At 55.3% G+C, this 7,601-nt stretch carries 7 protein-coding genes and 1 pseudogene; 3 read left to right on the top strand and 5 right to left on the bottom strand.

Annotation, left to right across the window (positions count from 1 at the left end):
- The first annotated feature begins 2 nt into the window (after positions 1-2).
- From purN to RCH87_RS01770, 3 genes are read left to right on the top strand one after another with little or no spacing between them, the layout of a single operon-like run.
- Positions 3-587 carry a phosphoribosylglycinamide formyltransferase gene (gene purN / locus RCH87_RS01760; RefSeq protein ID WP_306515035.1) on the top strand — a complete coding sequence of 195 codons (585 nt, stop codon included), beginning with the start codon at positions 3-5 and terminating at the stop codon, positions 585-587.
- Positions 580-2,286 carry a bifunctional phosphoribosylaminoimidazolecarboxamide formyltransferase/IMP cyclohydrolase gene (gene purH, locus RCH87_RS01765; protein WP_306515036.1) on the top strand — a complete coding sequence of 569 codons (1,707 nt, stop codon included), beginning with the start codon at positions 580-582 and terminating at the stop codon, positions 2,284-2,286. Before purN ends, purH begins: the two co-directional genes overlap by 8 nt.
- Positions 2,286-2,912, top strand: coding sequence for a TetR/AcrR family transcriptional regulator (locus tag RCH87_RS01770; protein ID WP_306515037.1), 627 nt, complete (start codon positions 2,286-2,288; stop codon positions 2,910-2,912). The genes purH and RCH87_RS01770 overlap by 1 nt, the downstream gene beginning before the upstream one ends.
- 14 nt (positions 2,913-2,926) lie before the next feature.
- On the opposite strand, the gene RCH87_RS01775 is transcribed toward RCH87_RS01770, so the two are convergent.
- The 5 genes and pseudogenes from RCH87_RS01775 to RCH87_RS01795 form a co-directional block, all read right to left on the bottom strand.
- Positions 2,927-3,904, bottom strand: a complete 978-nt coding sequence (locus tag RCH87_RS01775) for an alpha/beta fold hydrolase (protein ID WP_306515038.1) — start codon at positions 3,902-3,904, stop codon at positions 2,927-2,929.
- A gap of 12 nt (positions 3,905-3,916) precedes the next feature.
- A complete protein-coding gene (locus tag RCH87_RS01780) occupies positions 3,917-5,341 on the bottom strand; it encodes a cytochrome b/b6 domain-containing protein (protein ID WP_306515039.1) in 1,425 nt (474 codons plus the stop codon).
- A 3-nt stretch (positions 5,342-5,344) separates the two neighbouring features.
- Complete coding sequence (locus tag RCH87_RS01785) at positions 5,345-6,316, bottom strand: electron transfer flavoprotein subunit alpha/FixB family protein (protein WP_306515040.1); 972 nt, start codon at positions 6,314-6,316, stop codon at positions 5,345-5,347.
- A 21-nt stretch (positions 6,317-6,337) separates the two neighbouring features.
- Positions 6,338-7,159, bottom strand: coding sequence for an electron transfer flavoprotein subunit beta/FixA family protein (locus tag RCH87_RS01790; RefSeq protein ID WP_306515041.1), 822 nt, complete (start codon positions 7,157-7,159; stop codon positions 6,338-6,340).
- Positions 7,160-7,308: 149 nt separating this feature from the next.
- A pseudogene (locus RCH87_RS01795) lies at positions 7,309-7,601 on the bottom strand (TetR/AcrR family transcriptional regulator); the annotation flags it as partial.

Below are 7,601 nucleotides of genomic sequence, written 5' to 3' on the forward strand. Positions count from 1 at the left end.
ATGTGAGTATTCCACTGCGACTAACAGCCTTAGTTTCGGGAAGCGGCACATTATTACAAGCCCTTCTGGATAACCAAGACGAAAACTACACCGTCGACCTCGTGGTCTCTGACCGCGAATGCCCAGCGCTCGACCGCGCACGAGCAGTAGGCGTTAAGACCGCCGTCGTCCCGATGCGTGAGAATCGAGCGAGCTGGGATGAAGAACTAGCCAACGCCGTCGGCAAGCCGGACTTGATTGTGTCTGCTGGGTTCATGAAAATTCTGGGCCCGAGCTTCGTCCAAAAGTTTAATGGCCGACTCATCAATACCCATCCGGCACTTTTACCAGCCTTTCCCGGCGCCCATGCGGTTCGAGATGCATTGGAATACGGCGTGAAAGTGACTGGCTCGACGGTGCATTATGTTGACGAAGGCGTGGATACTGGCCCGATTATCGCGCAGCGTGCAGTGAAAATTCACGCCGGCGAGGGGGAGTCCGCACTGCACGAACGGATCAAGCAAGTTGAGCGAGAACTACTGGTTTCACTTCTACGTTCTGCCACAGTAGATGATGCTTCGAGCGAGGTAGTTTTTCATCATGACTAATGCAGATAACGTAGATACAGCGAGTTCAGCTCAGCCCGCGCAAGCAGCGAATACCAACAACGAACCAACGACCAAAGGATCCAACACCGTGGCCAACACCAAGATTTCTCGCGCACTGATCAGCGTCTACGACAAAACCGGATTGGAAGACCTAGCACGTGCACTCTCTGCCGCTGGCGTCGAAATTGTCTCGACCGGCTCCACTGCAAGGGGCATTGCAGACTCTGGTGTCGAGGTCACGCCAGTAGAAGAAATCACTGGGTTCCCGGAATGCTTCGATGGTCGTGTCAAAACCCTGCACCCGCGCGTACACGGCGGTATTTTGGCTGACCGTACCAAGCAAGACCACCGTGACCAGCTAGAAAAACTCGAGATTGCAGCGTTCGATCTCGTGGTCGTGAACCTCTATCCGTTCGAAGAAACTGTAGCCTCCGGCGCAGGGGTAGAAGACTGCATTGAAAAGATCGATATTGGTGGGCCTGCGATGGTGCGTGCGGCTGCCAAGAACCATAATTCGGTCGCCGTCGTCGTTGATCCTGCAAATTACGGTGCAGTGGAACGTGCCGTTGCCGGCGAGGGATTCAGTCTCGCAGAACGTCGACAGCTGGCGCTGGAGGCTTTCACGCATACCTCGAAATATGATTCAGCTGTTTCGTCTTGGATGTTTGCCGAGCTCGTCGCCGATGCAGAAGATAACTCGGAATCAGAACTTGCTTCTGATGTTCCAGCAACTCAACTGCGCTATGGCGAAAACCCACACCAGGCTGCCTACCTCGAGCGCATTCCGGGCGCTGGAGGGGTGGCAAACGCACAGCAGTTGCACGGTAAAGAAATGAGCTTCAATAACTACCAAGATGCTGAAGCGGCCTGGCGTGCTGCGCATGATCACCAGCGGCCGTGCGTCGCGATTATTAAGCACGCCAATCCATGTGGCATCGCCGTCTCGGATGCATCCATCGCCGAAGCGCACCGCAATGCCCACGCTTGCGATCCAGTTTCTGCATTCGGCGGTGTCATTGCTACGAACCGTCCAGTCAGCGTCGACATGGCGCGCCAAGTTGCTGATGTGTTCACCGAAGTGATCTTGGCGCCAGGTTTTGAAGACGGCGCAGTCGAAATTCTGCAGGCTAAGAAGAATATTCGTATCTTGCAGGTTGAGGATGCCGAGTTCGCAGCCGGCGCAACCCCGTTGGCTGCAGACGAAGATGAAATGGGCTCCTGGGATACCAAAGTGATTTCCGGTGGCGTGTTGTACCAAGAGCCAGACCGCTACCAGGCGGAAGGCGATCAAGCTGCGAACTGGAAGTTGGCTGCCGGTGAACCGGTTAACGATGAGGTACTAGCGGACCTGGAATTCGCGTGGCGTGCGGTTCGTTCGGTGAAGTCGAACGCAATCGTGCTCTCACGCGGCTCAGCCACCGTCGGCGTGGGCATGGGACAGGTCAACCGCGTGGATTCCGCACGCTTGGCTGTTGAGCGCGCCAATACGCTTGCCGACGATGAACAGCGTGCCGTCGGCTCGGTTGCAGCATCCGATGCGTTTTTCCCGTTCGCTGATGGCCTCGAGGTGCTTCTGGATGCCGGTGTGAAAGCCGTAGTCTCACCTGGTGGTTCGATTCGCGACGAGGAAGTCATCGCTGCTGCAGAAAAAGCCGGCGTAGCTTTGTACTTCACAGGAACCCGGCACTTCTTCCACTAGTGGCACCGAATTCGACTGCACGTTCGCAGGCGAAAGAGCGTCGTCGCACTGCGCTATTCCGTGAGGCGGCGCGCATCATTGCCGAGCGTGGATTTCACCAGACCCGACTGGCAGATGTTGGCGCAGCAGTCGGCATTTCTGGCCCCGGGGTATACCGGTATTTTTCCAGCAAAGACGATATGCTGGCACAGCTATTAATCGATATTTCTTCGCGCTTGGTCGCCCGCGGGCGTGAAGTCATGGCCGAGCACGGTACAGAATCTGACCCGCGAGCTGTATTGACTGCGCTGGTGGCCGCGCAAACCCACATCGCCGCTACAGAGCCTGATTTGATTCGGGTGCAAGAACGCGAAATCCGTAATCTTGTCGACGAAGATTTGTCGCGGGTGAAGTCGCTGCAGATGGCGTACCTGCATATGTGGGTTGAAGTATTGCAACGGTGTCGGCCTGAGCTTGACTATGAGCGCGCAAGGCTACGCGTACAACTTGCAGCTGGGTTGATCAATTCGTCCCGGCACGTCTACCACTGGGCAGGTGGCGAATTAATCCGCGAGCAGAGCACGCCGATGGCGGTTGCTGCCATGCTTGCCGAAGCAGACGATCACGATAGCTATGGCGACAGCTAGTTCACAGTTCACGCCTAATCGTGCAATGTAGTCACGAATTCGTCGAAGCGGTCGGCGATCAACTGTGGTTTACGAGCCCAGCGGTTATGGCCTAATTGCTCGGAATAATTTTTGATAACTACATCCGCGTTGGGGATTCCCGCCGCCAAGTTTTCCATTGCACCAGGAGTGCAGTCGCGGTCATTGTCGAATCGCGTGAGCATGACTGGAATGCTCAGCTCATGCTTCGCATCTTCGTAGTCACGGTCTTCTCCGAGCAAGCCGCGTTGCTGGTTTGTACGAGAGTAATGACTCCATTCCAGCATCTTGTGCTTGGCTTGACGCCCATAGCCTGGGAGATCCAATTTCCCGGCGGGTTGGTAGCCAATAACCGTGACGATTGCGCGAATTACAATCATGCCAATTCGCAGTTTTCGTCGTATAGCTCCGGAATACCCCGGATAATAGGGGCTGCCGACGCCGACGCCGAACATTCCTTGGACGTTGAGCTGGCTGGCTTCGCTGCGCGTGAAAAAGAGCGGGGCAATCTGGCCACCAAGAGAATGGCACAGCAAGATGGTGGGGTAGTCGGCATCCAAACCGAGGTCCTGCTTAACCGCACGAATGGTTAGCGGATAGTCCTGTGAAGCAAGATGATGGTAACCCCAGGTGTGTTTGCGGGTTGCCCTGGCCGTCGACGTTCCCTGCCCGCGTAATTCTCCGCTGGCGACGTGGTAGCCGCGACTGGCTAGCTCTCGACCCATAGGATCGAAATACCGAGCGCCCATGCCAAAACCAGGCCAGATAACAACCAGAGGCTTGCGTATTTCGCTTTCGGCGGTGCCTAAAGGACCTTCGTAGCCATGATCTCGTGGTTCGAAAATGCGCACTTGCGAGGTTGATTCATCGGGCATCGAGACTTCGAGTAAGCGCGGTGAATTGTCACTAGCGGGCACGGACCCTGCAGCGGTGTTTTCAGGTTCTGGCATACGCTCTCCGGTTGAATTAGGCATGAAGTATTTTTCCTATCGAGCTGTCACGGTGCCGAAAAGTCGCGCGACCGGCGCCAGGACCATTGGGCGTGCAAGGACGGCTGCTGCCGTCGTTAGCGCTAATCCAATGACGAAGAAAATGAATCCGGTCCAGTTACCTGCGTACACGGTAGGGTCTGGATCGCCTTGTGCTGCCCACATGTGGTTGAGGTTGCGGAGTGCGCCCGTCGCAAAGACCATGAGCACGTGAATGACGATAAACACGGCAAAATACAGTGCGATCGGGAAGTGGAGTTTTCGTGCGATGCTGATTGGATAGAGTTTACTAAGTGCTTCTGATTTAGGCCAGAAGGCTGACATCCTGAACCCAGTGGCGATTGCCATCGGGGCGACGATGAAAACGGTGACGAAATAGAACAGCAACTGTAAACCGTTGTAATGCACCCAACCATTTTCTGTGGGCCAATCTAACGAGGCGTATTGCAACGCAGCGGAAGCCGCATGCGGAAATATATCGAGGCTGGTGGGAACGATACGAGCCCAATGTCCCGTGGCGAAAAGCAAAACAAAAAAGACTGCACCGTTGATGATCCACAGCAGGTCAATGACCAGGTGAATCCAAATTGTCAGGCTCATTTTTTGTGAAGAATTATTTTTCGGAGCCCAATAAGCAGGGGCTTTGCGCTCATAACGGATTGAAATACCAGTCTTGACGATGAGCGCCATGAAAAAGAAGTTCAAGAAATGCTGCCATGACAACCATGCGGGAATACCGGTGGGGGTGCTGCCCGGGAGTCCGGGGTGTCCGTTGTAATCCGCGATAAAGTTCGCGCCCGTGTCGGTGCTCAGGAACCATCGCGACGATAACACGATGATCGCAGCCACAAGGATGATGCCGCCGAGTATAAGCGCACCACCACCGAGCCATTGTCGTGCGCTAAAAGGACCATACTCGCGGTCGAGAACTGGGGTTTTTTCTGTGTTCGTGTTCGAGGGGGCTGCTGAATCTTTTGTTGATGGTGAATTAGATTCTGGACCAGCTGCGTGCGCCGGGCGTTCTGGTGCAGCGGGAGCCTGAGTCTCTGTCGCAGCAGCTTGGGTCGCTGTAGCTTGGGGCGCAGCAGCCTGGGTCGCTGTTGTGGTGGCGGCGGCTGCGGCATCGGTGGTGGTATCGGCGGCTTTGGCGACATCGGTTTCTGCGGGGGCAGGCGGTGCGGTCGAAACAGTTTCGATTCCGGCTTCCTTTACGGGCGGCCAAGGTGCACCGCCAGCCAGGCGGGGAAGTCCCTGCCTGAGGCGGACGCTAGATTCCGTTTGCGTCGGCATAGAGGAAGTAGCATCGGCAGCCTGCCCACGCTCGGTGAGAGCTTCGTCGAGCTGTGCGTTGCCAACGGGCGGCCAAGGTGCACCGCCTTCGGTGCGTGGCAAACCGCGGCGAAGGATTGGCGTAGAAGACATGGATTATCCCTTTCGCTGCTCGAGCAGCGCGGTAAGCTGCGGAACGACTTCAAAGACATCTCCGACGACGCCGAAATCAGCGACCTCAAAAATCGGCGCCTGTTCATCTTTGTTCACGGCGATGATGTGTTTCGAAGCTTGCATGCCCGTAAGATGCTGCAGGGCCCCGGAAATACCTAACGCGAAATAGAGGTTTGGCTGGATCGAGGTGCCTGCTTGACCAACCTGTGCCGAACGGTCGACACAGCCAGCATCGACCGCTGCCCGGGAAGCTCCGATTGCTGCGCCCAGTGCGTCGGCAAGCTTTTCGACGGCGCCGAATTCTTCTTTTGAACTAAAGGCACGTCCGCCTGATACGACGGTTTTAGCGCTGGTTAATGCTGGTCGTGTCGCCGAAGACTCGGTCTGAATAATTTCGGTGATTGTGGCGTTTTTTGTGCGTGCATTCACGTTTAGCGACACGATCTCGCCGGCACTTGCCTTAGCACGAACTTCAACAACACCAGGTCGCAGCGTGATGATTGGCGAGCCGAAAGTTGCGGCAGAGGTGACTCGGTGGCTGTCACCGAGGACTGAATGGTAAGCGATAATTCCTTCTTCATCGCGGTCGACGCCGGTGACGTCTGTAAGCAATGCTTGTTTTAGTCGTACCGATGCGCGTCCCGCAAGATCACTGCCGAAGGAATCAGCTAAACACAGCGTGGCCACAGGAGAGAATTCCGCAGCGGCTTGTTCTAAAGCATCGATAGCGAACCCAAGCGAAGCCTGGGCGGAATCTGCGGTAGCTATATAAGCGGCACCAGCTTGAGCGAGCAAATCTTGAGATTCCTTGCTGATTTCTGCCGACGAAATGGCTAAAACGACAGGAGTGCCGATGGTACTGGCTGCGCCACACAATTCGGCTACAGCCTCGGGGGTGGCACCATCTGGAGATAAATCGCACGCGACGAGCACACTGTTGTCCGGGTAGGTCATGGAAATTGCTCCTAAAACGGCTTAGATTAGCTTTTTGCTCTCGAGGTATTCGACGATTTTTTCTGCACCGGTACCGTCGTCGTGTATCTTGCTGCCTGCCTCGCGCGGTGGTGCTTTCTGCACGGCAGTCATGATGGCGCGGGGATGGGAGAAATCTTCTGCGTTGACGCCTAGCTCATTCAGACTGAGCGTGGTAACCGGCTTTTTCTTTCCCGCCATGATCGCTTTGAAGTTCGGGAAGCGTGGTGCTGGAAACGCGTCAGTGACTGAGACTACGGCTGGGCAGGCTGCCTGCAAGGTCTGGCGTGCGCTCGTGGTGGTTCGGGACGCTTCGAGAATCAAGGAATCGGGTTCGCGATCGGCTTGGATGGTTAAGGAGGCTAATCGACTCAGTAAAAAATATCCAAGATGTTCGGCCAACATGGCCGGTAATGCGCTGGATGCGCCATCCGTTGATGCATCACCAGTGATCACTAAATCGTAGCCGCATTTACGGATAGCGGCAGCAAGGACTTCGGCGGTTACCGTAAGGTCTGCTCCGAGCAAAGCTTCGTCGTGAATATGCACGGCTTCATCAGCACCGAGGGATAACGCTTTACGGAGTGAAGAAAGCGCTGCTTCCGGCGCCATCGTCACGGCATCGATCGTGATTTCCTCGTTGAGTGCTTCGGAGTACTGCTCCCTTAGCTGTAGCGCAGCCTCGACCGCGCGCTCGCTAATTTCATCAAGGCTCAACTCGACGTTGGATTCGCTGTCGTGTCGTTGCACAAGACCGGTTTCTAAGTTCAAAACCCGTGGCTTGGATGTGTCCGGCACTTCTTTTACGAGAACTGCTATACGCACAATCTATCCTTTCAGTGAATATCCTTAATCCTTAAAACCTTAGATGTCACCTTGTATTGCCACGTAATCGGCCGACGAATACAACGTTTAGGTTTGCCTTGTGTGTTGTGCACACTTCCTTGATTGGCAACCAGTCTGCCCTTTGCTGGCTAGGCGTTGCTAGCAGGTGCCAATAAGTCAAGGGTCCGTTGTTCCCGATTATCTGGTATTTCTGCACTCAACACCGCCAGCGCGGCGTCTGCAAGCATAATTGCTTGTTCCGGCAAGCTGTCCTCGCGTAGGGGTTGCGGGGCTACGCCGTTGTTGGGGCGCATTTCAATGACGGAGAGAGCTAAATGAAACGGCAGATCGACACGGAGATCTTGCTTGCCGACGATTTCTGCCGCAGATTGGCGGAAATATTCAGCCAAGCGTGCTTTCTGCTGGTGGTAATCATCAAATT

Origin of the sequence: Corynebacterium sp. (genome assembly GCF_030826625.1) — a bacterium.
Lineage (GTDB): Bacteria > Actinomycetota > Actinomycetes > Mycobacteriales > Mycobacteriaceae > Corynebacterium.

Bases quoted from the DNA above. Each gene is read 5' to 3' on its own strand.
- RCH87_RS01780 (WP_306515039.1), bottom strand. From the start codon at position 5,341: ATGTCTTCTACGCCAATCCTTCGCCGCGGTTTGCCACGCACCGAAGGC.
- purH (WP_306515036.1), top strand. From the start codon at position 580: ATGACTAATGCAGATAACGTAGATACAGCGAGTTCAGCTCAGCCCGCG.
- RCH87_RS01775 (WP_306515038.1), bottom strand. From the start codon at position 3,904: ATGCCTAATTCAACCGGAGAGCGTATGCCAGAACCTGAAAACACCGCT.
- RCH87_RS01785 (WP_306515040.1), bottom strand. From the start codon at position 6,316: ATGACCTACCCGGACAACAGTGTGCTCGTCGCGTGCGATTTATCTCCA.